Origin of the sequence: Pseudomonas grandcourensis, from assembly GCF_039909015.1 — a bacterium.
Lineage (GTDB): Bacteria > Pseudomonadota > Gammaproteobacteria > Pseudomonadales > Pseudomonadaceae > Aquipseudomonas > Aquipseudomonas grandcourensis.
Map to the genome: position 1 here is coordinate 5,166,249 of NZ_CP150919.1, position 26,026 is coordinate 5,192,274.

General features: G+C 60.3%; 27 protein-coding genes. 6 read left to right on the forward strand and 21 right to left on the reverse strand.

Features of this window, described 5'->3' with window-relative positions; translation table 11 throughout:
• Positions 1-46: 46 nt before the first annotated feature.
• Entirely contained in the window at positions 47-1,234 is a 1,188-nt protein-coding gene (locus tag AABM52_RS23005; protein ID WP_347912678.1) for an osmoprotectant NAGGN system M42 family peptidase, read from the forward strand.
• Between the two features lie 211 nt (positions 1,235-1,445).
• Positions 1,446-1,673, forward strand: a complete 228-nt coding sequence (locus AABM52_RS23010; protein WP_347908197.1) for a YheU family protein — start codon at positions 1,446-1,448, stop codon at positions 1,671-1,673.
• Positions 1,674-1,678: 5 nt separating this feature from the next.
• On the opposite strand, the gene csrA is transcribed toward AABM52_RS23010, so the two are convergent.
• The 3 genes from csrA to AABM52_RS23025 form a co-directional block, all read right to left on the reverse strand.
• Positions 1,679-1,864 carry a carbon storage regulator CsrA gene (gene csrA, locus AABM52_RS23015; protein WP_046042574.1) on the reverse strand — a complete coding sequence of 62 codons (186 nt, stop codon included), beginning with the start codon at positions 1,862-1,864 and terminating at the stop codon, positions 1,679-1,681.
• Between the two features lie 154 nt (positions 1,865-2,018).
• On the reverse strand, positions 2,019-2,351 hold the full coding sequence (locus AABM52_RS23020; RefSeq protein WP_008004345.1) for a YnfA family protein: 333 nt from the start codon (positions 2,349-2,351) through the stop codon (positions 2,019-2,021).
• Between the two features lie 64 nt (positions 2,352-2,415).
• Positions 2,416-3,231 carry an SDR family oxidoreductase gene (locus tag AABM52_RS23025; RefSeq protein WP_008048965.1) on the reverse strand — a complete coding sequence of 272 codons (816 nt, stop codon included), beginning with the start codon at positions 3,229-3,231 and terminating at the stop codon, positions 2,416-2,418.
• 279 nt (positions 3,232-3,510) lie between these two features.
• Between AABM52_RS23025 and AABM52_RS23030 the strand changes: the two genes are divergently transcribed.
• Positions 3,511-3,669 carry a DUF3309 family protein gene (locus AABM52_RS23030; protein WP_177318803.1) on the forward strand — a complete coding sequence of 53 codons (159 nt, stop codon included), beginning with the start codon at positions 3,511-3,513 and terminating at the stop codon, positions 3,667-3,669.
• Between the two features lie 59 nt (positions 3,670-3,728).
• On the opposite strand, the gene AABM52_RS23035 is transcribed toward AABM52_RS23030, so the two are convergent.
• The 10 genes from AABM52_RS23035 to AABM52_RS23080 form a co-directional block, all read right to left on the reverse strand.
• Positions 3,729-5,822, reverse strand: a complete 2,094-nt coding sequence (locus tag AABM52_RS23035) for an LTA synthase family protein (RefSeq protein ID WP_347908200.1) — start codon at positions 5,820-5,822, stop codon at positions 3,729-3,731.
• A 337-nt stretch (positions 5,823-6,159) separates the two neighbouring features.
• Positions 6,160-6,765 carry an START domain-containing protein gene (locus AABM52_RS23040; protein ID WP_347908202.1) on the reverse strand — a complete coding sequence of 202 codons (606 nt, stop codon included), beginning with the start codon at positions 6,763-6,765 and terminating at the stop codon, positions 6,160-6,162.
• A 96-nt stretch (positions 6,766-6,861) separates the two neighbouring features.
• On the reverse strand, positions 6,862-7,116 hold the full coding sequence (locus AABM52_RS23045) for a YkgJ family cysteine cluster protein (RefSeq protein ID WP_347908203.1): 255 nt from the start codon (positions 7,114-7,116) through the stop codon (positions 6,862-6,864).
• A gap of 166 nt (positions 7,117-7,282) precedes the next feature.
• Entirely contained in the window at positions 7,283-7,762 is a 480-nt protein-coding gene (locus AABM52_RS23050) for a translation initiation factor 2 (RefSeq protein WP_347908205.1), read from the reverse strand.
• A gap of 80 nt (positions 7,763-7,842) precedes the next feature.
• The gene (locus AABM52_RS23055) at positions 7,843-9,282 is read right to left on the reverse strand and encodes a PLP-dependent aminotransferase family protein (RefSeq protein WP_347908207.1); all 1,440 of its coding nucleotides are present in this window, start codon (positions 9,280-9,282) and stop codon (positions 7,843-7,845) included.
• Positions 9,283-9,483: 201 nt separating this feature from the next.
• Complete coding sequence (locus tag AABM52_RS23060; RefSeq protein ID WP_347908209.1) at positions 9,484-10,296, reverse strand: OmpA family protein; 813 nt, start codon at positions 10,294-10,296, stop codon at positions 9,484-9,486.
• Entirely contained in the window at positions 10,293-10,649 is a 357-nt protein-coding gene (locus AABM52_RS23065; protein WP_150726212.1) for a DUF4398 domain-containing protein, read from the reverse strand. Before AABM52_RS23065 ends, AABM52_RS23060 begins: the two co-directional genes overlap by 4 nt.
• Positions 10,650-10,658: 9 nt before the next feature.
• The gene (locus tag AABM52_RS23070; RefSeq protein WP_347908210.1) at positions 10,659-11,507 is read right to left on the reverse strand and encodes a transporter substrate-binding domain-containing protein; all 849 of its coding nucleotides are present in this window, start codon (positions 11,505-11,507) and stop codon (positions 10,659-10,661) included.
• A gap of 80 nt (positions 11,508-11,587) precedes the next feature.
• Positions 11,588-12,517 carry an FAD-binding protein gene (locus AABM52_RS23075; protein WP_347908212.1) on the reverse strand — a complete coding sequence of 310 codons (930 nt, stop codon included), beginning with the start codon at positions 12,515-12,517 and terminating at the stop codon, positions 11,588-11,590.
• A 16-nt stretch (positions 12,518-12,533) separates the two neighbouring features.
• Positions 12,534-13,283: an electron transfer flavoprotein subunit beta/FixA family protein gene (locus AABM52_RS23080; RefSeq protein WP_150744440.1), complete on the reverse strand. Its 750-nt coding sequence runs from the start codon at positions 13,281-13,283 to the stop codon at positions 12,534-12,536.
• A gap of 548 nt (positions 13,284-13,831) precedes the next feature.
• Here AABM52_RS23080 and AABM52_RS23085 point away from each other — a divergent pair.
• On the forward strand, positions 13,832-15,496 hold the full coding sequence (locus AABM52_RS23085; RefSeq protein ID WP_347908215.1) for an electron transfer flavoprotein-ubiquinone oxidoreductase: 1,665 nt from the start codon (positions 13,832-13,834) through the stop codon (positions 15,494-15,496).
• A gap of 120 nt (positions 15,497-15,616) precedes the next feature.
• Here AABM52_RS23085 and AABM52_RS23090 read toward each other — a convergent pair whose 3' ends face one another.
• From AABM52_RS23090 to AABM52_RS23115, 6 genes are all read right to left on the reverse strand, one after another.
• Positions 15,617-16,420, reverse strand: a complete 804-nt coding sequence (locus AABM52_RS23090) for an IclR family transcriptional regulator (protein WP_056727198.1) — start codon at positions 16,418-16,420, stop codon at positions 15,617-15,619.
• A 60-nt stretch (positions 16,421-16,480) separates the two neighbouring features.
• On the reverse strand, positions 16,481-17,791 hold the full coding sequence (locus AABM52_RS23095) for an MFS transporter (RefSeq protein ID WP_347908217.1): 1,311 nt from the start codon (positions 17,789-17,791) through the stop codon (positions 16,481-16,483).
• Positions 17,792-17,962: 171 nt separating this feature from the next.
• Positions 17,963-19,111 carry a galactonate dehydratase gene (dgoD, locus tag AABM52_RS23100; RefSeq protein ID WP_102671668.1) on the reverse strand — a complete coding sequence of 383 codons (1,149 nt, stop codon included), beginning with the start codon at positions 19,109-19,111 and terminating at the stop codon, positions 17,963-17,965.
• Between the two features lie 48 nt (positions 19,112-19,159).
• Positions 19,160-19,780 carry a 2-dehydro-3-deoxy-6-phosphogalactonate aldolase gene (locus tag AABM52_RS23105; RefSeq protein WP_347908220.1) on the reverse strand — a complete coding sequence of 207 codons (621 nt, stop codon included), beginning with the start codon at positions 19,778-19,780 and terminating at the stop codon, positions 19,160-19,162.
• A gap of 19 nt (positions 19,781-19,799) precedes the next feature.
• On the reverse strand, positions 19,800-20,792 hold the full coding sequence (locus tag AABM52_RS23110; protein ID WP_347908222.1) for a 2-dehydro-3-deoxygalactonokinase: 993 nt from the start codon (positions 20,790-20,792) through the stop codon (positions 19,800-19,802).
• A gap of 145 nt (positions 20,793-20,937) precedes the next feature.
• Positions 20,938-21,420, reverse strand: coding sequence for a GNAT family N-acetyltransferase (locus AABM52_RS23115; RefSeq protein ID WP_008047047.1), 483 nt, complete (start codon positions 21,418-21,420; stop codon positions 20,938-20,940).
• A 215-nt stretch (positions 21,421-21,635) separates the two neighbouring features.
• On the opposite strand from AABM52_RS23115, the gene AABM52_RS23120 reads away from it, so the two are divergent.
• Both AABM52_RS23120 and AABM52_RS23125 read left to right on the forward strand, forming a co-directional pair.
• Positions 21,636-22,841 (forward strand): MFS transporter, encoded by a 1,206-nt coding sequence (locus tag AABM52_RS23120; protein WP_347908224.1) that lies wholly within the window; start codon positions 21,636-21,638, stop codon positions 22,839-22,841.
• 81 nt (positions 22,842-22,922) lie between these two features.
• Positions 22,923-23,252 (forward strand): hypothetical protein, encoded by a 330-nt coding sequence (locus AABM52_RS23125; protein ID WP_347908226.1) that lies wholly within the window; start codon positions 22,923-22,925, stop codon positions 23,250-23,252.
• A 205-nt stretch (positions 23,253-23,457) separates the two neighbouring features.
• Here the strand turns inward: AABM52_RS23125 and araH are convergent, their stop codons facing one another.
• Together araH and araG are read right to left on the reverse strand one after the other, a co-directional pair.
• Positions 23,458-24,426 carry an L-arabinose ABC transporter permease AraH gene (araH, locus tag AABM52_RS23130; RefSeq protein ID WP_347908228.1) on the reverse strand — a complete coding sequence of 323 codons (969 nt, stop codon included), beginning with the start codon at positions 24,424-24,426 and terminating at the stop codon, positions 23,458-23,460.
• 12 nt (positions 24,427-24,438) lie between these two features.
• The gene (gene araG / locus AABM52_RS23135) at positions 24,439-25,983 is read right to left on the reverse strand and encodes an L-arabinose ABC transporter ATP-binding protein AraG (protein WP_347908230.1); all 1,545 of its coding nucleotides are present in this window, start codon (positions 25,981-25,983) and stop codon (positions 24,439-24,441) included.
• Positions 25,984-26,026 lie beyond the last annotated feature (43 nt).

Below are 26,026 nucleotides of genomic sequence, written 5' to 3' on the forward strand. Positions count from 1 at the left end.
CCTCATCGAAACCATCGGTGCGCTCAACTCATCAGGAGTTTCCATGATCAGCAAAATCCCCGAACCGGACCTCGGTTACCTGCAAAAAGTGCTGCTGGAAATGCTCGCCATTCCCAGTCCCACCGGGTTCACCGACACCATCGTGCGCTACGTCGCCGAACGCCTTGAAGAACTCGGCATTCCCTTCGAGCTGACCCGTCGCGGCACCATCCGTGCCACGCTCAAGGGCAAGAAGAACAGCCCCGACCGCGCCGTTTCCGCCCACCTGGACACCATCGGCGCGGCGGTGCGTGCGGTGAAGGACAACGGCCGCCTGAGCCTCGCGCCCGTCGGCTGCTGGTCCAGCCGCTTTGCCGAGGGCAGCCGGGTCAGCCTGTTTACCGACAATGGCGTGATCCGCGGGAGCGTCTTGCCGCTGATGGCTTCCGGTCACGCCTTCAATACCGCCGTGGATGAGATGCCGATCAGTTGGGATCACATCGAGTTGCGCCTGGACGCCTACTGCGCCACCCGTGCCGACTGCGAGTCGCTGGGCATCAGCGTCGGCGATTTCGTCGCCTTCGACCCGCTGCCGGAGTTCACCGAAAGCGGCCACATCAGTGCCCGTCACCTCGACGACAAGGCTGGGGTGGCCGCACTGCTGGCGGCGCTCAAGGCCATCGTCGACAGTGGTGAAGAGCTGATGATCGACTGCCACCCGCTGTTCACCATCACCGAGGAAACCGGCAGCGGCGCGGCGGCGGCATTGCCCTGGGATGTCAGTGAGTTCGTCGGGATCGACATCGCACCGGTCGCGCCTGGCCAACACTCCAGCGAGCACGCGGTGAGCATCGCGATGCAGGATTCCGGTGGGCCGTATGACTATCACCTGTCGCGCCACCTCTTGCGCCTGGCCAGCGACAATGAGTTGCCGGCACGCCGCGACCTGTTCCGCTACTACTTCAGCGACGCCCATTCGGCGGTGACCGCCGGTCACGACATTCGTACCGCCCTGCTCGCCTTCGGCTGCGACGCCACCCACGGTTACGAGCGCACCCACATCGACAGCCTCGCCGCCCTGAGCCGCCTGCTCGGTGCCTACATTCTCAGCCCGCCCGTGTTTGCCAGCGATGCACAACCGGCCAAGGGCTCACTGGACCGCTTCAGCCATCAGCTCGAACATGACACCCAGATGGAAAGCGATACACGGGTGCCGTCGGTGGACAGCCTGGTGGGGCAGCGGTCGGAGAGCTGATCCAGGATCTTCATCGCCAGGTATAACGCTATCGCGAGCAAGCTCGCTCCCACAGTTGATCGGTGGTGAACACTAATATCCGGTCCGCCGCTGAACCCTGTGGGAGCGAGCTTGCTCGCGATGGCGGCGGATCGGACAACATAAAACGACCAAACTAGCGGCAATCTCGCATTCGCCGTAGCATCGCGCCATTGATCCAACCGAGGTGCCTATGCTGATCCCCCATGAACAACTTCAAGTCGACACCCTCACCCGCCTGATCGAGGATTTCGTGACCCGCGACGGCACGGACAACGGTGACGACACCCCCCTGGAAACCCGCGTACTGCGCGTGCGCCAAGCGCTGACCAAGGGTCAGGCACTGATTGTCTTCGACCCGGAAAGCGAGCAATGCCAACTGATGCTCAAGCACGACGTGCCCAAGCACCTGTTTGACTGAAGCTTTCAGCGCCCCTTGGTTTTCGCCAGTTTGTTCTGGATGCGTTCGTAGATTTCGCAGCGGTGCACATTGACGTCCTGAGGCGCTTCGACGCCAAAGCGAATGTTGTTTCCGTTGATCGCGAGAACGCGCACGGTAATGTTGTCACCGATGGAAATGGTTTCGCCCACAACGCGAGTGAGTACAAGCATGAGGAGTGTCCTTCAGGGGTTTCTGGCCCTTGAAGATGCCCGGCCCGACGTACACCCACAATGCTCCGACAGCCAACCAGAACGGGCTGACAACCCTTGACGCACACCACTTACGGAAAGGTCTGACAGGCCGGCTGAATGTAGGGCCGATCTGTCAGGACGCGGAGAATCGCGGCCCGAACAGAATGATGCTCGCGCCGATCACACACAGCGCCACACCGAGCCAGTCCGAACCCAGCGGACGAATCCGCTCGACCACCGCCAGCCAGCCAATCGAAGCAATGATATAGATGCCACCGTAAGCGGCGTAGGCGCGTCCGGCGTAGGTGGCTTCGATCCGGGTCAGCAGCAGGGCGAACAGGGTCAGGCTCAGGAGTGCCGGCACCACCCACCACATGCTTTTACCCTGGCGCAGCCACATCCAGAAGGCAAAGCAACCGGCAATTTCGAACAGCGCTGCGAGGAAAAACCACAGGTAATTGAGCATGCGAGCGTCTCGCGAGGATGGCCGAAAGAGGCCACCCTAACCACAGCGTTGCCTGTGGGCAAGATCAGCTTGCCGATTGCCTGGCCTTGGCGCGCATTTTATCGGCCATGGCGGTCATTTCGTTGTAGAGCAATTGCGGGTTCTTCTGCTTGATCGCCCAGGCCATGCGCCCCTGTTCGTGGGGCAGGATCATGAACTCGCCGGCGGCGACCTGCCGGTAGATGTAGTCGGCGATGTCGGCGGCGCTGATCGGCGAGCTTTCCAGCAACTTGCCGACCTGGGCTTTCATGGCCGGGGTCGGGCCGCGGAAGGAGTCCAGCAGATTGGTCTGGAAGAACGACGGGCACACCACATGCACGCCGACTTCCTGATGCGCCAGCTCGATCAGCAGGCTTTCGGATAACGCCACCACGCCCGCCTTGGCCACGTTGTAGTTGCTCATCGCCGGGCCTTGCATCAGTGCGGCCATGGACGCGATGTTGATGATCTTGCCTTTGCTTTTTTCCAGCAGTGGCAGGAACGCCTTGCAGCCCTTGACCACGCCCATCAGGTTGATCGCGATCTGCCAGTCCCAGTCCTCCAGGGACAGTTCACTGAAAAAGCCGCCAGATGCTACACCCGCGTTATTGACGATGACATCGATGCCCCCGAGCTTGACCTCGCAGGCCTGGGCGAACGCTGTCAACTGGCTGTAGTCGCGTACGTCACAGCGCTGGATAAAACCGTCGCCGCCCGCTTCGCGGACCAGCTTGAGGGTTTCCTGCAAACCGGGCTCGCTGACGTCCGACAGGGCCAGTTGCCAGCCTTCACGCGCCCAGCGCAGCGCGATTTCGCGACCCAGGCCAGAGCCTGCACCAGTGATCATCATGCGATTTTGCATAGCAAACAGCCTTGTTGTTCTCGGAAGATGCACGGAGTGTAGCGAAGGAAATTGCCCGACCCACGCTCCATCAGATTGCTGAATGGCCCGAGCAAACTGCGGGAGCGTCTGACGCAATCAAGGCAACTACAAAAGAAATAAGACCCCGTGCGAAATACTTCAAAAAAACCTGGAATTTTCCTGCATGCGCAAGAGTCGGATTTTTTAAGCAGCTCGAATTTACTTCATTCCCGCTGACCTTGATTGGCATGGTCAATCCACTGCATTTTCGACAAGGAAATAGACATGGGCACAATACTGATCATCATTCTGATCCTGTTACTGATCGGTGGTTTACCGGTCTTCCCGCACTCCAGAAGTTGGGGTTACGGTCCGTCCGGAATCCTCGGCGTCGTATTGGTGGTGCTGTTGATCCTGCTCTTGCTCGGCCGAATATAACTATCCGCCAGGCAAAAAAAGAGGCCCTTTGAAGGGCCTCTTTTCTATTGCGTCACAACTTAGTCCGGCTTGCCATCAACGACACCGGCGGTGTTGTCCAGCAGGCTCTTGGTCGCTGTTTGCAGGAACGCTTCGAGCTTGAGTTTCAACTCGGCGGTACGCGGGGCATCAGCAATGACTTCGGCGTGAGGGTTGGCACCCAATTCATACTGATACAACTTCGGCGCCATGTCCTTGTCCTTCGGCAGGACCAGAATCTGGTCTGCGGTGAGGATGGCCGTGGTCTGCTCGCTGCCCGACGGCTTGATCACACCGATACCGGCGTCGCCTTCCGGCAGGTTGAGCAGGTCGCGTCCCCAGCACTGATGACGCACTTCGCCACCGATGCGGCCCATGATGGTCGGCACGATGTCGATCTGAGTGCCCACGGTGTGGTCACGCTGACCGAATTTTTCCTGGATGCCCGGCGCGATCATCAGCATCGGTACGTTGAAGCGGCCCAGGTCCATTTCGGTGATCTGCTGTTCGTTACCAAAACCGTGGTCACCGACGATGACAAACAGGGTTTCCTTGAAGTACGGCTCCTTGCGGGCCTTTTCAAAGAACTGGCCCAGCGCCCAGTCCGCGTAACGCATGGCGGTCAGGTGTTCGTTCAGGCTGCCACGATCGGTCACGCGCTCGACCGGCAATGGCGTCGGCAAGGCGTAAGGCGTGTGGTTGGACAGGGTTTGCAGCAAGGCATAGAACGGCTTGCCGTTTTCCCGTGCCTTGAGTTCGACCAGGCCACGGTCGAACATGTCCTGGTCGGACACGCCCCAGGTAGGATCAGAGAACACCGGATTCACGAAATCGTTACGGCCGATGAAGTTGGTCATGCCCTGGTTGCTGAAGAAACCCGACTGGTTGTCCCAGGCGAAATCGCCGTTGTAGACATACACGTCGTCAAAGTCGCGGGCGCTGAGCAACTGTGGCAGACCGGACAGCTTGTGGCTGCCTTCCGGGGTCTGCATCAGGTATTCGAAACCCGGCAGGTTCGGGAAGCAGGCCATGGTGGCGAACATGCCCTGGTGGGTATGGGTGCCGTTGGAAAAGAAGCGGTCGAACAGCAAGCCTTCCTTCGACAGTTTGTCGAGGTACGGCGTGATGTTGCCCGGCCCACCCAGCGCACCCACCGAGTGACCGGCCATGCTTTCCATCAGGATCACGACGACGTTCTTGATCGGCAGGGTCTTGTCGGCTGGCGGGGTGTAATCGCGACGTACCGCCGCGATGTCGGCATCCACCAGTTTTTCGGCCGGCAGCACCAGCATGTCACGCACAACCTGCTGGGCTTGTGGCTGTGGCAGGGTCGCCTTCCAGATATTGTCGCGATCTTCAGACATCCGGCTCTTGGCTGCGGCTACCAGCGACAGCGTGCCGTTGAGGCCCAACTGGTTGGCGAAATTCGAGTCGGTGGTATAGACATCACCCCAACGCAGCGGCGGGCCCTGGCGCAAGGTGCCGCGGGCGGCGACCACGCAAACCAGCAAGCACACCATGAACACCGCGATACGCGCATACCACGGCGCAACCTGGCGCGTGCCGATGCTGCCGCCACTGAACGGGCCACGAGGACGGGTCGCACGGTCGGCGCCCTTGAATGCCAGGCTCAGGATCCAGGTACCCACGGCCCAGGCCAACAGGTAACGGACCACCGGAAAACCGTACCAGAGCATGCTCATCACGGTTTTCGGATCTTCCTTGACGTACTGGAAGACCAGGCCGTTGAGGCGCTGGTGGAACTCACGATAGAAGTCCATCTCCATCAGGCCCAGGAACAGCGCAATGCTGGAGACCACCGTCAGCCACAGACGGAACAGCCCGCGTGCCGCCATGGCCCGGGCGCTGAACAGTGCCAGCAGCAACGGAATGCTGAGATAGACCACCAGACGCAGGTCGAAACGCAAGCCATTGGCGAATGCCTCGAGGAAAGTCGAGGCCGGCGTGTCGAGGATCATCGAGCGGTTGTAAGCCAGAAGCGCGACGCGCAGCAGGCTGAACATGACCATCATGACCAGGGCACACAACAGCGTGTAGGCCAGATGCGATTTGACGGTCGGTTGCAGCAGGCGACTAGAAGCTCGCTGCTGATTCAGGGCGTCCGGGATTGCCATGTCGTTTTAGGACCCATTGGAAGTTGAAGTTTCAAAAATACAGCTGCGTCTTGCCCTCTTTTCGGCCCGTACCAGGCCCGGGGGATTACGCGGTGCGCAAATGTTGCACGATCAACGGCAGCATTGCCATTGATAACTACCCTCATTCCGACTCTTTCATCCTGCACTCAGGCATACGCAGCGTGTTGCGGGAGAGCCGGCGAATTGTCTTGGAGACTTGGTGAAAATTTCGTGCAACGCATATCCGGAAACAAATTAAAGTCTGCGCACCGTTCAAAAACGCAAACGCCCCGATCCAGTCGGGGCGTTACGAAGTCACCTCAAAAGAGCGACTCAGTTACTTCTCGGCGCGTTCCTTGAGGGCTTTCAAGGTATTGAACGGGGCATCCACCACGAACTTGTTGGCCACCATCGACGGCACGCTGCCGCCCGGCTCGGTGTGCACCTGATAGGTCACTTCGATCTGGTCGCCCTTGGGTACGAACTTCCAGAAACCGTCGACCTTGGCGACCCGGACGAAGCCTTTTTCTTCAGGAATGTATTTCGGTACACCTTCGAGCTTGCGGGTCAGGCTGCCATCGGCGCCTTCGATGGTGGTGACGTGCAACACCGAATCTCGGGGAGTAACCGGCCACGGGGTATTGAACTGAGTGTAGGTCCAGCTCTGGTCACCTTCGTGCTTGAGCAGCTTCTGGGTTTTGCATTCGTGAATCCAGGCGCAGGCTCCGGACACGTCTTCCTGCAACGCACGCAGCTTGGCCATGGTGGTCTTCATCAACGTGACGCCCTGGTAGGCCTTGTAGTCGGAGCCGGCTACTTCACTCAGGGATATCTTGATGCCGTCTTCGTCTTTCTTGACTTTCCAGTCTTCGGCCTGGGCCGTCGAGGTAGCCAGCACAACCGTCAAACCACACAGCACAGCCATACGATGCAGCGAACCCATAGTCTTATTCCTTATTGTTGAAGTTCAGTTCGTTGGGCTTGCACCTCCGATCACCTTCAGGTTTTTCGGAGGTGACCGGAGGTGCAAGCCCACACATCACGCCGCCGTCATTTGCTCCCACCAGCCAATCAACCGGATGGCTTCTACGCTGCTGCTTCCGCACACCTCGGGGTCGGCCTCGAAGGCAGAACACACCGCCGGCCGTTCCGGCTGGCCGAAAATACTGCACAGGTTATCGGAGGAAAGTTGCAGGCAACGCTGCCCCGCGGCCTTGCCGTTGGGCATACCGGGAATCGGCGAACTGATGGAAGGGGCAATGCAACAAGCGCCACAGCCCTCACGGCATTTCATGACGACAAGCTCCTCGCGACGAGCAATGTGTTAATGGACGGGGCACAGAGTACCCGCTTAAACAGTTGTTTTAAATTACCTGCGAGCGGGTTTTTCAACGCAAGCGGGCATGACCGGCCAGTCTCCGACAAAGCGTCTGGCCTGCGGCTCGCGGATCCTGACGGGGTTACTGCTTGAACTCGAAATCCAGTGCCGCGCCTTCGACCTCGTGGCGCACTTCATTTCGCAGTTGCAGCTGCATTTCATTGCTGATCAGGCGGCCGTTGAGCTGGAACTCGCTGCTGCCGCTTTTGTCACCGAACATCTGGGGTAACAACGGTTCGCGCCTGACCAACGGCACCGATCCGACCGGCTTCAGTTCCTGAACCATATCCTTGGGCAAGCTCAGATCCAGTTTGGCAGATGGAAGCTCAGTCTTTGCCACCTCGCTGGCCGGTTTCGATTTGGAGGCAATGGGTGGATGTTTTTTCACGGGCGCAGCCTGCTTACTGGCCGCCGAGGCTTTTTTCGCAGGTGCGGCTTCTATCGGTGCGACGTGGAAACTGCCGGTAGTCTGATCCTGCTCGGTAGCGGCCACGGCGGATGCCGGCTGAATACTCGCAATCAGGCAGAGCAAAAGCCAGGCGGCAGGAAAAGTCGGTTTCATGTATCCAACGGTGGGTGCAAACGGCAGAGATGCATATGCTCGCCTGTTGCAGCCCACAAGACAAGCGCAGTAGCAGCCTGTTACAAACCGCTGGCCATTTCCTGGCAGAGTTGGGTGGCCAGCATGCCCAGGGTCATCAATGCACGCTCGGCTTCACGGTTCCACGGGATGCCGCAGTTGAGCCGGATGCAGTGATTGAATTGCTCGGTATTACTGAAGATCAGTCCCGGCGCGATACTGATGCCCTGTTGCAATGCCCGCACGTGCAACTCTTGCGTGTTGACCCGCCCCGGCAGGCTGACCCACAGAATGAAGCCGCCGGTAGGCCGGGTCATCTGCGTGCCTTCCGGGAAATACTGCTGCACCGCCAGTTGGAAGGCACTGAGGTTTTTCCGGTATTCCTGGCGGATGAAGCGCAAATGCCGGTCGTACCCGCCATTTTCCAGGTACGCGGCAATGCCCATCTGGGTCACGCTGCACGCGGAATGCGTGCTGAAGGTCTGCAAGCGCTGGATTTCCTGCTGATACTTGCCGGCAATCATCCAGCCGATCCGCACGCCTGGCGACAGGGTCTTGGAGAAGCTCGAACAATAGATCACCCGGTCCAGCCGATCGTAGGCCTTGAGGGACTTGGTGCGCCCCTGCTCGAACATCAGCTCACCGTAGATATCGTCTTCGACAATCTGGATATCGAAATCCGACGCCAGGCGCAGCAATTGTTTCTGCCGCTCCTCCGGCATGGTGCCGCCCAATGGATTGCTCAGTCGGGTGGTCAGCACCAACGCCTTGATCGACCATTGGTTGGCCGCCAGTTGCAGTGCTTCCAGGCTCATGCCGGTGGCAGGATCGCTGGGGATCTCGATGACCTTGAGGCCCAATAGGTCAGCCAGTTGCAGCAAGCCGTAATAGGTCGGCGACTCGGCGGCGATCAGATCGCCCGGACGGGTCAGTACACGCAAGGACATCTGCAGCGCGTCGACGCAGCCGTGGGTGATCACCACTTCCGACGGATCGACCACCACGCCGGCATCGCGCATGCGGATCGCCACCTGTCGGCGCAACGGCTCGAAACCGGGGCTGAACATGTAGCTGAAGGCCCGCGGGCTATGGAAACGGGTGACCTTGGCCAATTGCTGATGCAGTGCCCGCACCGGCAAATAGTCGACACTCGGCACCGCTGCGCCCAGCGGGAAGACACCTTCACGACGGGATTCGACCAGGACTTGCTGAATGATGCTGCTGCGGGTGACCAGGCCGGGGCGTTCGACCCGGGCGATGTCCGGCGTCGGCGCGGTGAGTGCCGGCGTCTGGTGCACGTAGTAACCCGACTGCGGCCGGGCGCGGATCAGCCCCTGATCCTCGAGATTGGCATACGCCTGCAACACCGTCGCATGGCTGACATTGAGCTGCGAGCTCATCTTGCGCACCGAAGGCACGCGCTCTCCCGGCTGATAGACCCCACGGCGGATGTCTTCGGCCAGTTGTTGAGCAATACGTTGATAGAGCAAAAGATTGGTCATGACGCAGCACTCGATTTCACGGGCATTTTATTCTTGTGTGAAACAATACCGGAACAGTTTAGAAGTGTACGGGAACAGTTGCCACAATAGTCGACCGTACAGTGCAGTGTCAGCAAAATCTGTACTGTTTTGTGCGGTGATCGGTAGGTATAAAAAAACCCGGCGCTGCATGGCAGGCCGGGCTTTCCAGCGACGCAACCCTTAGCGGGCAGCGCCGAGCTGGCCCTTTTCGTCGGAAAACACAATTTCCACCCGACGATTCTGCGCCCGGCCCCGTTCCGACGCATTCGCGTCCACCGGATACTCGTCGCCATAACCCTCGACCTGGATGCGCTTGTCGTCGATACCCAGATCCATCAGCACGTCAGCCACCGATTGCGCGCGGTCGCGGGACAGCTTGAGGTTTTCCTGCTTGCCCCCGGTACTGTCCGTATAACCTTCGATCCGCACCACACGCTTGGGGTTGAGTTGCAGGAACTGCACGATCTTCAACACCACGCGGTTGGCCGACGGTTTCAATTCCGCTTCGCCCGTATCGAACAGCATGTCGCCCAAGGTCATCACCAACCCGCGGTCGGTCTGGCTGGTGGTCAATGCCAGGATCTGCTCTTCGAGCCATTTGCCTTGCTGCTGCACGCTGAACAGTTTGGATTCACGCAGCGCCAGTTGCAGGCGCTGCCGTTCCAGTTCGAGTTTCGCTGCTTGCTCTTCGTTGAGCGCCTGATTGGTGTGTTCCCGGGCAATGGCGCTATAACGCTGGCTCAAGTAGGCGTTATGCACCACGTCCGAACCGCTGCCCCAATAGCTGGACAGGCGATCGGCACGGGCCAGGGACTCACCGGCGCGAATCACGTCCTTGGGGGCGATTCGCAGCACATTGGAGTCTTCCTTGACCTTCTGAAAGTCGGCACCGGCCTGCTGCAATGCAGTCTCGCTGTGCTGGCTGGCGCAGCCAAAGAGGCTCGCGCAGCCTGCCAGGATCAAACCGCCGAGGGCTTTGCTCTTGAGGCTCATTCGGCATCTCCCAGTTGCTTGCGCAGGCGGGCGATGCGGGTGTTGAGCACGTTCAACTGTTCCTCGCTCTTGGCCGTCAACACCTTGGCTTCAGCCAGGCGCGCATCGAGTTCGGCCTGTTCGGCGCGCATGCGTGCGTTTTTGAAGGATTGATCGGTCATGTTGCCCTTGGCGCGGTTGAACTTGTCTTCGGCCAGTTTCATTTCCGGCACATCGTCGGCCGTGGCGCCCACGGCCTTGGCCTGTTCGAGTGCCTGTTCGGTCAGGCGAATCTGTTCATTGGGCGCAGGATCGGTTGCACAACCCGCCAGGGCGGCAAAGGCCACGGCAGCGAAAAGAGGTCGAATACTCACTGAAAATCCTTACTGTTTTGGGGTACTGACGGGTTGTTGCGGGGGGATTGGCTGTGGTTGTGAGCGTTGTGTCTTCCATCGCTCGATATTGCGCATCAGCACGGCCTCCGTCAGTCCGGACGCGGGCAATTCTGTCATCTTTTTGGCCAACTGTCCGCGCAACCACGGATCGTTGCAGGCCGAGTCATGGGAAATCGCCAGGTACAGGCCAGGCTTGTCGACCGGTTGCGAGCGCGCGACCAGGTCAGCGGCCATGCCCAGTGTCTGTGCAGTCGCCATGCCCGAGTAACGCCCTGCCAGTACAAATTCGACCTCGCCCAACAGCAGCTTCTGAAAGGCCTGGGTCAGGCTGGACGTGCGCGTGAGGGTCAGTTGCTGTCCGGCAAAGGTGCTGAACTGCGGGGTCAATCGGGCCTTTTCCGATACGGCACCGGGATGGCCGTGCAGGTCCTGCACTTCGTTGTAGACCAGGGTCGAGTCCTTGCGAGTCCAGACCAGATAGTCGTTTTCCAGCAAGGCTGGATGGATGTAGTCCAGGGTTTCCAGGTCGCTGACGGTCAACGTCGCGTCCGCCAGCATGTCCATGCGCCCGCTGCGCACTTCGTCCAGGGCCTGGGTACGTTTGCCGGCATAAAGCAGTTCGACCTTGAGTCCCAACTCCCCCGCCACTTGCTGCAGCAAATCGGCGCTGGCACCGATCAGGTGCTTGGGATTCTGCGGGTCTTGCCACAGGTACGGCGGCGCGTCCGGGCTGCCGGTGACCACTAGGCGTTCACATTTACCTGCGGCGAAAGACAGCGTCGACATAGCCGACAGTCCCAGCAGCAACGACCAGCCGCACAGGCGACGCAGATCCATGGCATCACACTCCCATTCAAATCCGGAACAAAAAAAAGCCCGACCAAAAGGCCGGGCTCTTTATAAGTGAAGCCGCCGGATTAGACCAGCTTCTCGAACTCAGGGATGGCTTCGAACAGGTCCGCCACCAGGCCGTAATCGGCCACCTGGAAGATCGGCGCTTCTTCGTCCTTGTTGATCGCAACGATCACTTTGGAGTCTTTCATGCCGGCCAGGTGCTGGATCGCGCCGGAGATACCGACGGCGATGTACAGCTGAGGAGCAACGATCTTGCCGGTCTGACCGACCTGCATGTCGTTGGGAACAAAACCTGCGTCGACCGCGGCGCGCGAAGCACCGACGGCAGCGCCCAGCTTGTCGGCCAGGGCGTACAGGTGTTTGAAGTTGTCGCCGTTCTGCATGCCGCGGCCGCCGGAAACGACGATCTTGGCAGCGGTCAGTTCCGGACGATCGGACTTGGCCAGTTCTTCGCCAACGAAGCTGGAGATGCCAGCGTCGTGGGCAGCAGCAACGGCTTCAACGGCAGCGGAGCCACCTTCTGCAGCTACCGGGTCGAAACCGGTGGCACGCACGGTGATCACCTTGACCGCAGCGTTCGACTGAACGGTAGCGATGGCGTTACCAGCGTAGATCGGGCGCTTGAAGGTGTCGGCGCTTTCTACCGAGATGATCTCGGAGATCTGGTCAACGTCCAGGGCAGCGGCAACGCGCGGCAGGATGTTTTTGCCGTTGGAAGTAGCGGCAGCCAGGATGTGGCTGTAGCCCTTGCCCAACTCTGCGACCAGCGGAGCAACGTTTTCCGGCAGCTGGTGAGCGTAGGCAGCGTTATCGGCTACCAGCACTTTAGCCACGCCAGCGACTTTCGCAGCGGCTTCAGCCACAGCGCCAACGCCCTGACCTGCAACCAGTACGTGCACGTCGCCGCCGATTTTGACAGCAGCGGCCACGGTGTTCAGCGTGGCCGGGGCCACTGCTTTGCCGTCGTGTTCAGCGATTACCAAGATGGTCATGATTAGGCTCCCCAATTCAAAGCACCTTCGCTTCGTTTTTCAGTTTCTCGACCAACTCAGCGACAGACTTGACCTTGATACCCGCGCTGCGTGCAGCCGGCGCTTCGACTTTCAGGGTCTTGTTGGTGGAGGCGGTGGAAACGCCCAAAGCGTCCGGAGTCAGCACTTCGAGAGGCTTCTTCTTGGCTTTCATGATGTTTGGCAGAGACGCATAACGCGGCTCGTTCAAACGCAGGTCGGTGGTGACGATGGCCGGCAATTTCAGGGAAACCGTCTGCGCGCCGCCGTCGACTTCACGGGTGACAGCAACGCTGTCGCCGCTGATTTCGACTTTGGACGCGAACGTGCCCTGACCATAGCCGCTCAATGCAGCAAGCATCTGGCCAGTCTGGTTGTTGTCGCTGTCGATGGCCTGTTTGCCAAGGATCACCAGCTGAGGCTGTTCCTTGTCGACAACAGCTTTCAACAGTTTGGCAACAGCCAGGGAAGTCAGGTCTTCGGCGGACTCGACGAGGATGGCGCGGTCGGCACCCAGAGCCAGCGCGGTGCGCAGTTGCTCTTGAGCGGTGGACGGGCCTACGGAGACGACGACGATTTCAGTCGCAACACCCTTTTCTTTCAGGCGTACGGCTTCTTCCACGGCGATTTCGCAGAACGGGTTCATCGACATCTTGACGTTGGCAAGATCGACGCCGGAATTGTCCGCCTTGACGCGGACCTTGACGTTGTAATCCACAACGCGTTTGACAGCTACAAGAACCTTCATGGATTCCTCGTTACTCTCCGGTGAAAAGAAAGTCGCCTAGGCGAACCTGGCGGTTGATGCTCATCGGGCGCAAGGGCACCTCCAAAAACGCCGGCAAACGTGTCAAGTGACCATCGCTCATGATCTGGATGACCGTTCGTCAGTGGTGACTGACGAGTCATTCAACATCGCGGCGTGTAAACTGCGCATCAAACCCGCGCAGCGCATCACTCTCTACTGCCATCGCCCTGTCTTTAGAGGTGCTCTTGAAACCAACAGTCAGCCTACGGCGAGCGCAAAACCGCCCGTATCTTGACCGGAACGCCTATTCCGGTCAATACGCCAAAATGGCCGTTCATAAGGCGCGTGACTTTGATTTCTCTGGCTTTGAGCCAATTCAAACAAACGTTTGTATTGGACGCTGAGAGTGGTGTAGATATAATGCGCCACCCAAAGAGAAAGGTGGTCAATCGATTGTCCGCTCCCGGCGCTGTGCTGGGATTCATGGATGCGACACCCGACTTCCAAATTAGAAAAAAAACTGTTGAGCCTTGAGTAGGAGATAACCTGTGGAACGCGAATACATGGAATTCGACGTGGTCATCGTCGGTGCCGGCCCCGCTGGTCTTTCCGCCGCCTGCCGCTTGAAGCAGAAGGCCGCTGAAGCCGGTAAGGAAATCAGCGTCTGCGTGGTCGAAAAAGGCTCCGAAGTCGGTGCTCACATCCTGTCCGGCGCCGTGTTCGAACCACGGGCCCTGAACGAACTGTTCCCGAACTGGAAAGAACTCGGCGCGCCGCTGAACACGCCGGTGACCCGCGACGACATCTTCGTTCTCAAGAACGCTGAAAGCGCGCAGAAAATTCCAGACTTCTTTGTGCCCAAGACCATGCACAACGAAGGCAACTACATCATCTCCCTGGGCAACCTGTGCCGCTGGCTGGCCCAGCAGGCCGAGAACCTGGGCGTGGAAATCTACCCGGGCTTCGCCGCTCAGGAAGCGCTGATCGACGAGAACGGCGTGGTGCGCGGGATCATCACCGGCGACCTCGGCGTCGACCGCGAAGGTAACCCGAAGGAAGGCCTGTACACCCCGGGCATGGAACTGCGCGGCAAGTACACGCTGTTCGCCGAAGGTTGCCGTGGCCACATCGGCAAACAGCTGATCAAGCGTTTCAACCTGGACACCGACGCTGATACCCAGCACTACGGCATCGGCCTGAAAGAAATCTGGGAAGTGGACCCGGCCAAGCACCAGCCTGGCCTGGTGGTGCACACCGCCGGTTGGCCGATGGACATCATGGGCACCGAGAACACCGGTGGTTCGTTCCTCTATCACCTGGAAAACAACCAGGTGGTTGTCGGCCTGATCGTCGACCTGTCCTACAGCAACACCTACCTGTCGCCGTTCGACGAGTTCCAGCGCCTCAAGCATCACCCGGTGCTTGCTCAGTACCTGGAAGGCGGCAAGCGCATCAGCTACGGCGCCCGCGCCATCTGCAAGGGCGGCCTGAACTCGCTGCCGAAAATGGTGTTCAAGGGCGGCGCGCTGATCGGTTGCGACCTCGGCACCCTGAACTTCGCCAAGATCAAAGGCAGCCACACCGCGATGAAGTCCGGCATGCTCGCCGCTGAATCCGTGGCTGACGCGCTGTTCGCAGAGAAGGACGGCACCGAAGAGCTGACCACCTACGTCGACGCGTTCAAGAAGAGCTGGCTCTACGAAGAACTGTTCGCCAGCCGCAACTTCGGCCCGGCGATCCACAAGTTCGGCGCCATCGTCGGTGGTGGTTTCAACTGGCTGGACCAGAACATCTTCGGCGGCAAACTGCCGTTCACCTTGCACGACACCAAGCCGGATTACGCTTGCCTCAAGCTCGCGGCCGACTGCAAGAAGATCGACTACCCGAAACCGGACGGCAAGATCAGCTTCGACAAACTCAGCTCGGTGTTCATCTCCGGTACCAACCATGAAGAAGAACAGCCGTGCCACCTGAAGCTGACCGACCCAAGCATCCCGATCAGCAAGAACCTGCCGCTGTACGATGAACCGGCACAGCGTTACTGCCCGGCCGGCGTGTACGAAGTGATCACCAAGGAAGACGGCGAGAAGCGCTTCCAGATCAACGCCCAGAACTGCGTTCACTGCAAGACCTGCGACATCAAGGACCCTGCACAGAACATCACCTGGGTGACGCCGGAAGGCGCTGGCGGCCCGACTTACCCGAACATGTAAGCCGAACCGCGAACATCAAGGCTCCCGACATGGGGGCCTTTTTGTTGCCCGCAATTCAGGGCAGCACACCCATCACCTTGTGGGAGCTGGCAAGCCAGCTCCCACAAGGGTGGGTCGTGTTCAGACCTTGAGACCCAGCTCTGCCGACAGCCGCGCCGTGACGCCCTTGATCAACGGAATCAACTCGGCCATTTTTTCCAGCGGCATGTAAGGCACGGTACTGGCGATGCTGATGCCGGCAACGATGCGTTTGCTGGCATCACGGATCGGCGCCGCCACGCAGCGGATCGACGGTTCGTTGTCTTCCAGGTCGAAGGCATAACCGCCGGCTACGTACTCGACCATGCGCTGCTCGAACTGCTCCCAGGATTGCTCCGGGTGCTGCGGCCAGAACTGGTTTTTCCCACCCACCGGCAGGCTGACTTCGTACAGGCGCTGCCACTCTTGCGGCGAATCATCGAGCATCAGCGCCTTGCCGATCCCGGTGCGCGCCAACGGCATGCGATGGCCGACCCGCGAACGCATTTCCGGGCCATTGCGCCCCGGATTCTTGTGCAGGTACAGCACCTCGTCACCTTCACGAATCGCCAGGTGAATAGTGTCGCCGGTCAACGCCGACAACTCATCCAGATACGGCCCGGCCAGGGTCACCAACGGCAACTCTTCACGGGCCTGAAAGCCCAGCTCGATCAGCTTCGGCCCCAGCAGATAACCGACTTGCGGCACCACCCGCAGATAACGCTCGTCCACCAGGCAGCTGGCCAGGCGATGGGTGGTGCTGCGCGTGGTGCCGATCAGCCGGGCGATTTCCTTGAGATCGCGGGCGCCGCTGGCCACGGCATGAACCACACCCAACCCTCGAAGCAGGGTCTGGGTGCCGGTCGGCGCGGCGTCCTTGGCGATTTTTGGGGCGTCTTCCTGCATATCCAGCCTTTACCGTTGAGCGAGTGAACGGGCGGCATTATGGTCGCCCGAATGCCACGACTACAACTTGATACGCTCGACCTTGCCCACCAGCAAGATGTAGGACAGTGCGCCAATCAACGCCAGCACCGAGATGTAGGTGATTGCCGGGGCAAATGAATCACCCGTGGCGAGGAAGCCGATCACGATAGGTGTGGCAATCGCCGACAGGTTGCCGATGAAATTGAACACCCCGCCGGTCAGCCCGAGCAAGCGCGCCGGAGCCAAGGTCGACACCAGCGACCAGGTGATCGAAGCCAGGCCATTGCCGAAGAATGCCAGCGCGAGGAAGGCAATCACCAACGGCGTCGACTCGACGAAGTTGGCGCCGATGATCGAGGTGGAAATCAGCAGGCCGCTGATGATCGGCAACTTGCGGGCGAAACCTACCGTGTAACCGCGACGGATCAAAAAGTCCGAGAAGAAACCGGAACACAGCACACCGATAAACGCGGCGAGAAACGGCAGCGATGCCAACAGCCCGGACTTGATGAAGTCCATGCCGCGGTACTTCACCAGGTAGGTCGGGAACCAGGTCAGGAAAAACCACAGGGTCGAGTTGAGGCAGAACTGTCCGAGGTAGATGCCCCAGAGCTTGCGTTTGGTCAGGACGATTCCCAGGTCGGTCCAGCTGAATTTGGCTTTGACCTTGGCCTGTTCGGCCTGGATATCCACCAGCCCGCCGCCCTCGCGAATCAGATCAATCTCTGCGTCATTGGCGCCTTTGAAATCCCGCGGTTCGCGATACACCGCGTACCAGATCACCGCCCACAGAATGCCCACCGAACCCGTAGCGACGAACACCATGTGCCAGCCGAATTCATGCTGCAGCCAGGCCAGTACCGGCGTCAGGAAAGCCAGGCCGACGAACTGCCCGGAGGTGTAGAAACCGATGGCCGTGGCGCGCTCGCGCTCGGGGAACCAGGTGGTGACCACGCGGCTGTTGATCGGGTACGCCGGCGCTTCCAGGGCACCGACCGCCATGCGCAACACGAACAGCGCGATGAAGCTGGCGGCGAAGCCGAGCATCACCGTGGCCACCGACCACAGCAGCAAGGCGACGCTGTACAGAATCCGTGGCGGTACGCGATCCACCAGCCAGCCGCCGGGGATTTGCATGGCAGCGTAGGTCCAGCCGAACGCGGAGAAAATCAGGCCGACGTGGATCGGGTCGATGCCCAGGTCGCTGGTCAATGCCGGCGCGGCAATCGACAGGTTGCTGCGGTCCAGGTAGTTGATCACCACGGTGATGAACAACAGCACCATGATGAAAAAACGCTTGCGGCTGGGCGTCACCAACGACGCCTGCCCGGTGAGGGTTTGCGGATGCATGGGGGGTGCCTCTTTTTATGTTTATTGAGGTCGTTCTAAAGACTGACGCAGACCCCTTGTAGGAGTGAGCCTGCTCGCGATAGCGGTATGTCATGCAGCATTGATGTCGACTGACACACCTTCGCGAGCAGGCTCGCTCCTACAGGGGATTTGTGGTGGATCAGAGATCACTCACCACTCGGCAAAACTGCCATCGGCATGGCGCCAGATCGGGTTGCGCCAGCGGTGGCCGATGGCCGCGCGTTCGATCACGTATTCCTCATTGATCTCGATGCCCAGACCCGGGCCGTTGGGGATCTTCACGAAGCCTTTGTCGTAGTCGAACACCCGTGGGTCTTTCACGTAATCGAGCAAGTCGTTGCTCTCGTTGTAATGGATGCCCAGGCTCTGCTCCTGGATGAACGCGTTGTAGCAAACCGCGTCCAGTTGCAGGCACGCCGCCAGGGCAATCGGGCCCAACGGGCAATGCAGCGCCAGCGCCACGTCGTAGGCTTCGGCCATGTTGGCGATCTTGCGGGTTTCGGTGATGCCACCGGCGTGGGACGCATCCGGCTGGATGATGTCGACATAACCTTCACTGAGCACGCGCTTGAAATCCCAGCGCGAGAACAGCCGTTCGCCCAGGGCAATCGGCGTACTGGTCAGTGGCGCCAGCTCTTTCAGCGCTTCATAGTTTTCGCTGAGCACCGGCTCTTCGATGAACATCAGCTTGTACGGATCAAGTTCCTTCATCAGCACCTTGGCCATGGGCTTGTGCACCCGGCCATGGAAGTCGACGCCTATGCCAACGTTCGGGCCGACGGCATCGCGCACGGCAGCGACGTTGGCCAGGGCCTGGTCGACCTTGTCGAACGTGTCGAGGAATTGCAGTTCTTCGGTGCCATTCATTTTCACCGCGGTGAAACCACGCTCGACCGCTTCTTTCGCCGCCCGCGCGGTGTCCGCCGGACGGTCGCCGCCGATCCACGAATACACGCGAATCTTGTCCCGCACCTGGCCACCCAACAGGTCGCTGACCGACACGCCCAGCGCCTTGCCCTTGATGTCCCACAAGGCCTGGTCGATACCGGCCAGGGCGCTCATGTGGATCGCGCCGCCACGGTAGAAACCGCCGCGATAGAGCACGGTCCAGATGTCTTCGATGTTGCGCGGGTCTTTGCCGATCAGGTAGTCGGACAATTCTTCAACGGCAGCGGCAACGGTGTGGGCGCGGCCTTCGACCACGGGCTCACCCCAACCGGTGACACCCTCGTCGGTTTCGACCTTGAGGAAACACCAGCGCGGCGGAACGATGAAGGTGGTCAGTTTGGTGATTTTCATCTTTTAGCTCTCTTATTAGATGCAGCGCGCTCGGCGCTCAATGAAGTCTTAGCGAAGGGCTTTCCAGGCAGCGACGTAGGCCTTGGCATTGGCCGCCACTTGCGCAGGCGTCATGCCCGGTTTGAACAGGCCTGAACCGAGGCCGAAACCCTTGACGCCGGCGTCGATGAACGACTGCATGTTGTCCGGCGTGATCCCGCCGACCGGCGCCAGAATAGTTCCGGCAGGCAATACGGCGAGCCAGGCTTTGACGACCGCCGGGCTCATCTGCTCGGCCGGGAACAGCTTCAGCACATCCGCGCCTTCGGCCAACGCTGCGAAGGCTTCGGTCGGTGTGGCGACACCCGGCGACAGGTAAAGCCCGGCTGCTTTCGCTGCACGCAGGACTTTCGGATCGCTATGGGGCATGACGATCACTTGGCCGCCCGCCGCTTTTACCTGTTCGACCTGCTCCGGGGTCAACACCGTGCCGGCACCGATCAGGCAATCGGCGGGCAAGGTACTGCGCAGGATGCGGATACTTTCGTACGGCTCAGGGGAATTGAGCGGCACTTCGATGACGCGAAATCCGGCGGCGTACAGGACTTCGCCGATGGCCGCCGCTTCCTGCGGGCGCAGGCCACGCAGGATCGCGATCAGGCCGTTTTGCGCCAGGGCTTGTTTGAGCATGTCAGGACTCCAGTCAGGTTTAACGGGATGCGGTGCACGTGACCAGGCCGGCAGCCAGCGCCAGTTGCCACAATCCGCGTTCGGTGGCCTGTTCGGCCAGGGTCACCCGGGCAAAACCGCAGGCGTCGAGCGCACGGCTGTAGCGGGCACAGAGTTGGGTGTTGCCGATGAGGATGATCGAAGGCAGGTGCACGCTGTTGCGTCGGCGCCGCTGGACATTGGCCAAGGCCGTCAACTCGTGGCCGATCAGCAGGCCGGACAGATAGTCCGCTTGCGCCGCAGCGCTCAGTTCACCGGTCAGCCCGAGACTGCGGGCACTGAACATGGTCGACAGCGGACCGATTTCACCGTCCGCCGACAACGCGACCCGCACGCCGCGATCAAACGCATCGCCTTCGAAAGACCCGCCACATTGCTGGGTACGTCCGAGAATGCTGTGTTGACTGAGCACAGCGAAGACTTCGCCGGTCATGAAAGTGTCGAAGTGCACGATGCAGCCGTCGGCCACTTCCACCCATTTCGAATGGCTGCCCGGCAGGCCGATCAGCAGATCAGCACCCGCCTCGCTCGTCAGATTTTGCAGCACGCCGAGCACCTGGGTTTCTTCACCGCGCATCACGTTCGGCAAAGGCGAACGCTCGATGACGCCGGGCACGATGTGCACATCGACGCCGCGCAGGCTGCGCACGGTTTGCAAGGAAGTACCGAGGGTGGCGACGTTCGCCGGGGTGTCGCGGTAGGCCGCTTCGCTCCAGCCCTGGGCGCTGCCGACCATGCCGCAGGCAATCACCGGCAAATCCGGCTGGGCATCGAGCCAGTCGCCGCAAGCCTCGTCGAAGGCCAGTTCGAAACCATCGGCGCATTCCCGGCCGCCAATGATTCGTGGCGCTTTCGGCAGCTGCATGATCCCCGACGACAGCGAACGCTGCTCGAGCACTTGGCCGCCTTCAGTCAGTTTGTAAGCACGTAATGAGGTTGTCCCCCAGTCGAGCGCGATCAATTGCGCCTGCATCGCTTCACCTGTTTTGGTTTTTGGCAGTGAGTGAGCGGGACTATAAACCTGCGCAGGGATAAATCTCAATATATAAATATCAATCCCATATTGTGAGACACGACAAAAAAATCGCAGCGCGAAGGCTGCGATCTTTTAAAAGTGATCAGTTACCTGCTGCGAAATCCCGCAACACCGCCCCATCCATCCGATAGCGCACCCACTCCTCCTGCGGTTGCGCCCCCAGGGATTTGTAGAAATCGATGGCGGGCGTATTCCACTCCAGCACGCTCCACTCGAAACGGCCGCAGTCGTTGGCGCAGGCGATTTTCGCCAGATGCCGCAGCAGGGTCTTGCCCGCACCGCCGCCGCGTTGTTCCGGGGTGATGTAGAGGTCTTCCAGGTACAGGCAGTTGCTGCCAAGCCAGGTGGAATAGCTGAAGAAGAACACCGCGAAACCGATGGGTGCACCGTCGCGCAGGCAGATCAGGCCATGGGCGGTGGCACCTTCGCTGAACAGGCTGCGCTCGATATCGGCAACGCTGGCGATGACTTCATGGCGGGCACGTTCGTAGTCGGCCAGTTCAGTGATGAACGCGAGGATTTGCGGTGCGTCACTGGGGGTCGCCGGGCGGATTTCGATCGTCATGGACGTGCCTTGTCAAAAGTGGAAAACGCCATACTAAGTCGGCGCGGTACTTGTGGCGAGGGGCTCCCTCGCCACAAAAGCTGAATCACCGCGACAGTGCAAATGCATTACTCCGGCCAACACTAACCCTGGAATCGATAACCTCGGACCTAACATTTGGGCACTGCGTGGTTAGATAGCGGCGCTGCTCATTCAGCCGGCAAAGGAACCGCGTCATGTCTACCGCAACACCTCCAGTTTCAAGCAAGTTGTTCGGCCTGTTCTGCCTCGCCAGTTACCTGTTGTCGTTGTCCTACGGTTCGACCTTTTTGCTCTCATTGCTGATCGGTTCGCGCGGCGGTAACGAACACGACGCCGGAAGTGTGATTTCGGCGGCGATGCTCAGCACCTTTGCGGCGGTGATTGTTTCCGGTCATTTGTCCGACCTGTTCGGTGCCGCCCGTTCGGTGGCGCTGTTCGGTGTGTTGCTGGTAGCGGCTAGCCTGGGCTTCGCCCTGACCCCGGGCTTCGGTCAACTGCTGTTGTTTTTCGGGCTGCTGCTGGGCCTGGGCTGGGGCGTGTTCTACACCCTCGGGCCGATCATCGTGGCGAGTCTTGTGACACCCGCACAGCGCGCCAAATACTTCGCCCTGCTGTCGGGCAGCATGATGACCGGGATCGGCAGTGGCCCGTTGCTCGGCCGCGCGGCGAGTGCGCTCGGTTATCCGGCGACGGCGGCGTTTTACCTGGCGGCGCTGGCCAGCCTGATCGGCGTATTGCTGTTCTGGCGCCTGGATCGACAATTGAAACAGGAGCACGCGCAATCTGGCAGTGTGTCGCGGATTTCCTGGCGTGCAGCGGGTCAGGTGCTGTCGTCCAGGGCCGTGTTTCCGATCATCATGGTTGGCCTTGGCGGCTGCGTGTTCGGTGGTCTGTCGAGCTTTCAAACCAGTTATGCGGCGGCACGCTCACTCGACTATTCGCTGTTCTTCCTCGGCTTCATGAGCGCTGCGATCAGCGGCCGCATGCTGGTTGCCGGTTTCGTGGTCAAGCGCGATCCGTTCCGTGCGTCGTGCGTACTTTCGGGGTTGATGCTGGCATCGATCGTGATGTTCGGTTTTGTCGTCGACAGCAGTTTGAGCTACGTGCTCGCAGCGGTGATGCTCGGGATCGGTTACGGCCTGACCTACTCGGTGATAAACGGCCTGGCCGCCAATGAAGCGCCGAACGGCACCACCGCGCAATCCTTGCTGTTGTTCAGCCTGTCGTACTTCATCGGCGTGTTCGGCTTTCCATTGCTGGCCGGGAAAATCATCGTCGAGCAAGGCATGCCCACGCTGTTGCTCACGGTGTTGGCGGTTGCTGCGCTCAACTGGCTGATCACCGTGGGCCGGTTGATCTGGCGTAGGGCGACAGCGGTCAGGGCGCTGGAGCAAGCCTGAGCCGTTCGTCGCCAACAATGCACCCATCTGGATCGAGGGCGTACTAATCAGGTAAGGACTCTACTCGTTGGAGACACCGCCATGACCCTGTCCAGGCTGATCGCCCTCGCTCTCACTGCGCTTTTGTCCGCAGCCGCCTTCGCCGGGACCATCGGCTCGAGCACCGGCCCGACCAATCCGGTGGAAAAACCCAAGGCCCCCGCCATCCAGAGTGCCCCCGGCATGAATACCGATGGCACCACGATCGACCACAACCTGCCGCCCTCCACCGGCACCGACCCGCGGGTTCAAGGCAATGACGCGGGACGTCAGGGTGTTATGAATTTGCCAGGCAGCAAAACACCCAGCAGCGGCGGACTCGGCTCGACCACTAGCGGCAGCTCGGGTGATGACGACGATGACAGTCAATAGTAGCGGCCGGATCATGTGTTGAGTTTAAGGGCCTCTTCGCGGGCAAGCCCGCTCCCACAGGATCTGTGCCAGACCATAATTCGACGTGTGAACGCAGAACCCTGTGGGAGCGAGCTTGCTCGCGATGAGGCCGACACATCCAACATAAATGCTGGCTGATACTCCGCCATCGCGAGCAAGCTCGCTCCCACAGGTGTAATGGGTGTCAGCGCTGTTTCAGTCGGTCAATGACCACCGCCAACAACAAAATCGAACCCCGAATCACATACTGATAAAACGTATCGATGTTCTTCAGGTTCATCGCATTCTCGATGATTGCCAGAATCAACACCCCGGCGATCACGTGCCGGATCATGCCGATCCCGCCACTCAACGACACCCCGCCCAGCACGCAGGCCGAGATCACCGTCAGCTCGAAACCCTGGCCAATCATTGGCTGCCCCGAGGTCATGCGCGAAGCCAGGATCACCCCCGCCAACGCACCAATCACACCGTGCACCGCGAAGATGATGGTCTTGGTCCGGTCGACATTCACACCGGCCAGCAACGCCGCTTCCTGGTTGCCGCCAATGGCCATGGTGTTACGCCCGTAGGTGGTGTAGTTCAGCAGCCAGCCGAAGAACAGGAAGCAGACGATGGTGATCAGGATCGGCACCGGCACGCCAAACAGCTGGCCGTTGCCGAACACAAAGAACGATTCCTGGGACACCCCCACCGCCTTGCCGTTGGCGAAGATGTAGGCCAGGCCGCGCACGATCTGCATGGTCGCCAGCGTGGTGATCAGCGCGTTGACCCGCAGTTTGGCGATGACGATGCCGTTGATCAGACCGACGATCAGGCCCATCACCAGCGCCGCACAGACACCGAGGAACACACTGTTGGTGTCGCGCATCACCACTGCCGCAACCACCCCGGCACAGGCAATCACCGAGCCCACCGACAAGTCGAAATGCCCGGACGCCAGGCAATACAACATGGTGCACGCAGCAATCCCTGTGGTGGAAATCGCCAGGCCCAGGCCACGCATGTTCAGCGGTGACAGGAAGTTGTCGATCAGCAAGGTGCAGGCGACAAAGATGCCGACCGCCGCCAGCAGCATCACCCAGTCATCGAGGAAGCGCCGCAGGTCCAGCGGTTTGCGTGTGGTGGGCAGGGTGTTGTTTTGGGTTGTCATCATAGTCACCTCTCAGTTCGCCACGCCGTCGGCGCGTTGGCGCGGCAAAGCCAGTTGCAGCAGGTTGGATTCGTTGGCCTGTTCGCGGCTCAGCTCGCCACGCAGGGCGCCTTCGCACAGCACCAGGATGCGGTCGGAAATGCCCATGACTTCCATCAGGTCGCTGGACACCACAATCACCGCGATCCCCTCGGCGGCCAGGTTATGGATGATCTGGTAGATCTCGGCCTTGGCACCGATGTCGATGCCACGGGTGGGCTCGTCGAGCAGCAGCACTTTCATCGGCATCGACAGCCAGCGGCCGAGAATGGCCTTCTGCTGATTGCCACCGGACAGGTACATGATTTTCTGCGCCGCGTTGGGCGTCTTCACTTTCAGCGCCTTGATCTGCTGCTCGGCGTTGTCCTTCTCCCACAGGCCGCGCAACAGGCAACCGAAGGTGGAGTGGGCGCCGCGCGCACTGATGTTGATGTTCTCGGCGACGCTGGCCAGCGGCAGGATGCCTTCCTTCTTGCGGTCCTCGGGACACAACAGGATCCCGGCGGCAATCGCGTCACGGGGTGAACGCAGCTTCAGTTCATGGCCACGAAGTTTCAGTTGTCCGGCGCTGTTGCGTGCCAGGCCGCTGAGCAGGCGCAACAGCTCGGTGCGACCGGCACCAACCAGCCCGAACAGCCCGAGGATTTCGCCTTTGTGCACCTCGAAACTCACCGACTCGCGCAACCCCGGCCCGAGCAGACCGTCGACCTTGAGTGCCACCGCGCCGCGCTGGCGCGGGCGGTAATCGTAGATGTCCTGGATGTCGCGCCCGACCATGCAGGTGACCAATTGATCGTGGGTCAGCTGGCTCATGTCGTCGAAGGTGCGTACGTAACGCCCGTCCTTGAACACCGTCACCGCGCTGCAGATCCGGAACACTTCTTCCATCCGGTGGGACACGTAGAGCACCACTTTGCCCTCGTCCCGCAGCCGGCCGATGATCGCCATCAAGCGGTCGATCTCCCTTGCCGAAAGGCTGCTGGTGGGTTCGTCGAAGGCAATCACGTGGGCGCCACGGGACAACGCCTTGGCGATTTCCACCAGTTGCCGCTGGCCGAGGGACAGGCGCCCGACTTTCTCCTGCGGGTCGATTTCATCGGCCAGGCCCTTGAGACAGGCCAGTGCCTGCTGGCGCAAGGTGCTGCGATTGATCAGGCCGAAACTGGCTGGCAGATGCCCGAGAAACAGGTTCTCGGCCACGGTCATTTCCGGCACCAGATGCAGCTCCTGGTGGATCACCGCGACGCCACTGCCGATGCTGTCGGCGGTGGACTTGAAGTCCATCGTCCGCTCGCCGATCTGCAAGGCACCGCTGCAAGGCGTGTAGGCCCCGCCGAGGATTTTCAGCAGTGTCGACTTGCCGGCGCCGTTCTCGCCCATCAAGGCATGAACCTGCCCCGGATGGGCGACGAAGCTGATGTTGTCCAGCGCCTTCACCCCGGGAAAGGTCTTGCCGATCCCGTTGAAGCGCAAGCTGCCGGTAAGGCTGTGTTCGTGTTGGATTGTTTGCGCGTGCATAACCACCTCTTCACACCGATCAGGCAGCCCCGCCGCCGGGGCC

Bases quoted from the DNA above. Each gene is read 5' to 3' on its own strand.
- araH (WP_347908228.1), bottom strand. From the start codon at position 24,426: ATGACAACCCAAAACAACACCCTGCCCACCACACGCAAACCGCTGGAC.
- AABM52_RS23060 (WP_347908209.1), bottom strand. From the start codon at position 10,296: ATGAGCCTCAAGAGCAAAGCCCTCGGCGGTTTGATCCTGGCAGGCTGC.
- AABM52_RS23070 (WP_347908210.1), bottom strand. From the start codon at position 11,507: ATGGATCTGCGTCGCCTGTGCGGCTGGTCGTTGCTGCTGGGACTGTCG.
- AABM52_RS23050 (WP_347908205.1), bottom strand. From the start codon at position 7,762: ATGAAACCGACTTTTCCTGCCGCCTGGCTTTTGCTCTGCCTGATTGCG.
- AABM52_RS23055 (WP_347908207.1), bottom strand. From the start codon at position 9,282: ATGACCAATCTTTTGCTCTATCAACGTATTGCTCAACAACTGGCCGAA.
- AABM52_RS23110 (WP_347908222.1), bottom strand. From the start codon at position 20,792: ATGCAGGCGCAATTGATCGCGCTCGACTGGGGGACAACCTCATTACGT.
- AABM52_RS23090 (WP_056727198.1), bottom strand. From the start codon at position 16,420: ATGCAGGAAGACGCCCCAAAAATCGCCAAGGACGCCGCGCCGACCGGC.
- AABM52_RS23125 (WP_347908226.1), top strand. From the start codon at position 22,923: ATGACCCTGTCCAGGCTGATCGCCCTCGCTCTCACTGCGCTTTTGTCC.
- AABM52_RS23040 (WP_347908202.1), bottom strand. From the start codon at position 6,765: ATGGGTTCGCTGCATCGTATGGCTGTGCTGTGTGGTTTGACGGTTGTG.
- dgoD (WP_102671668.1), bottom strand. From the start codon at position 19,111: ATGAAAATCACCAAACTGACCACCTTCATCGTTCCGCCGCGCTGGTGT.
- AABM52_RS23080 (WP_150744440.1), bottom strand. From the start codon at position 13,283: ATGAAGGTTCTTGTAGCTGTCAAACGCGTTGTGGATTACAACGTCAAG.
- AABM52_RS23035 (WP_347908200.1), bottom strand. From the start codon at position 5,822: ATGGCAATCCCGGACGCCCTGAATCAGCAGCGAGCTTCTAGTCGCCTG.
- AABM52_RS23045 (WP_347908203.1), bottom strand. From the start codon at position 7,116: ATGAAATGCCGTGAGGGCTGTGGCGCTTGTTGCATTGCCCCTTCCATC.
- AABM52_RS23075 (WP_347908212.1), bottom strand. From the start codon at position 12,517: ATGACCATCTTGGTAATCGCTGAACACGACGGCAAAGCAGTGGCCCCG.
- araG (WP_347908230.1), bottom strand. From the start codon at position 25,983: ATGCACGCGCAAACAATCCAACACGAACACAGCCTTACCGGCAGCTTG.
- AABM52_RS23010 (WP_347908197.1), top strand. From the start codon at position 1,446: ATGCTGATCCCCCATGAACAACTTCAAGTCGACACCCTCACCCGCCTG.
- AABM52_RS23095 (WP_347908217.1), bottom strand. From the start codon at position 17,791: ATGCATCCGCAAACCCTCACCGGGCAGGCGTCGTTGGTGACGCCCAGC.
- AABM52_RS23115 (WP_008047047.1), bottom strand. From the start codon at position 21,420: ATGACGATCGAAATCCGCCCGGCGACCCCCAGTGACGCACCGCAAATC.
- AABM52_RS23120 (WP_347908224.1), top strand. From the start codon at position 21,636: ATGTCTACCGCAACACCTCCAGTTTCAAGCAAGTTGTTCGGCCTGTTC.
- AABM52_RS23025 (WP_008048965.1), bottom strand. From the start codon at position 3,231: ATGCAAAATCGCATGATGATCACTGGTGCAGGCTCTGGCCTGGGTCGC.
- AABM52_RS23105 (WP_347908220.1), bottom strand. From the start codon at position 19,780: ATGCTCAAACAAGCCCTGGCGCAAAACGGCCTGATCGCGATCCTGCGT.
- AABM52_RS23020 (WP_008004345.1), bottom strand. From the start codon at position 2,351: ATGCTCAATTACCTGTGGTTTTTCCTCGCAGCGCTGTTCGAAATTGCC.
- csrA (WP_046042574.1), bottom strand. From the start codon at position 1,864: ATGCTTGTACTCACTCGCGTTGTGGGCGAAACCATTTCCATCGGTGAC.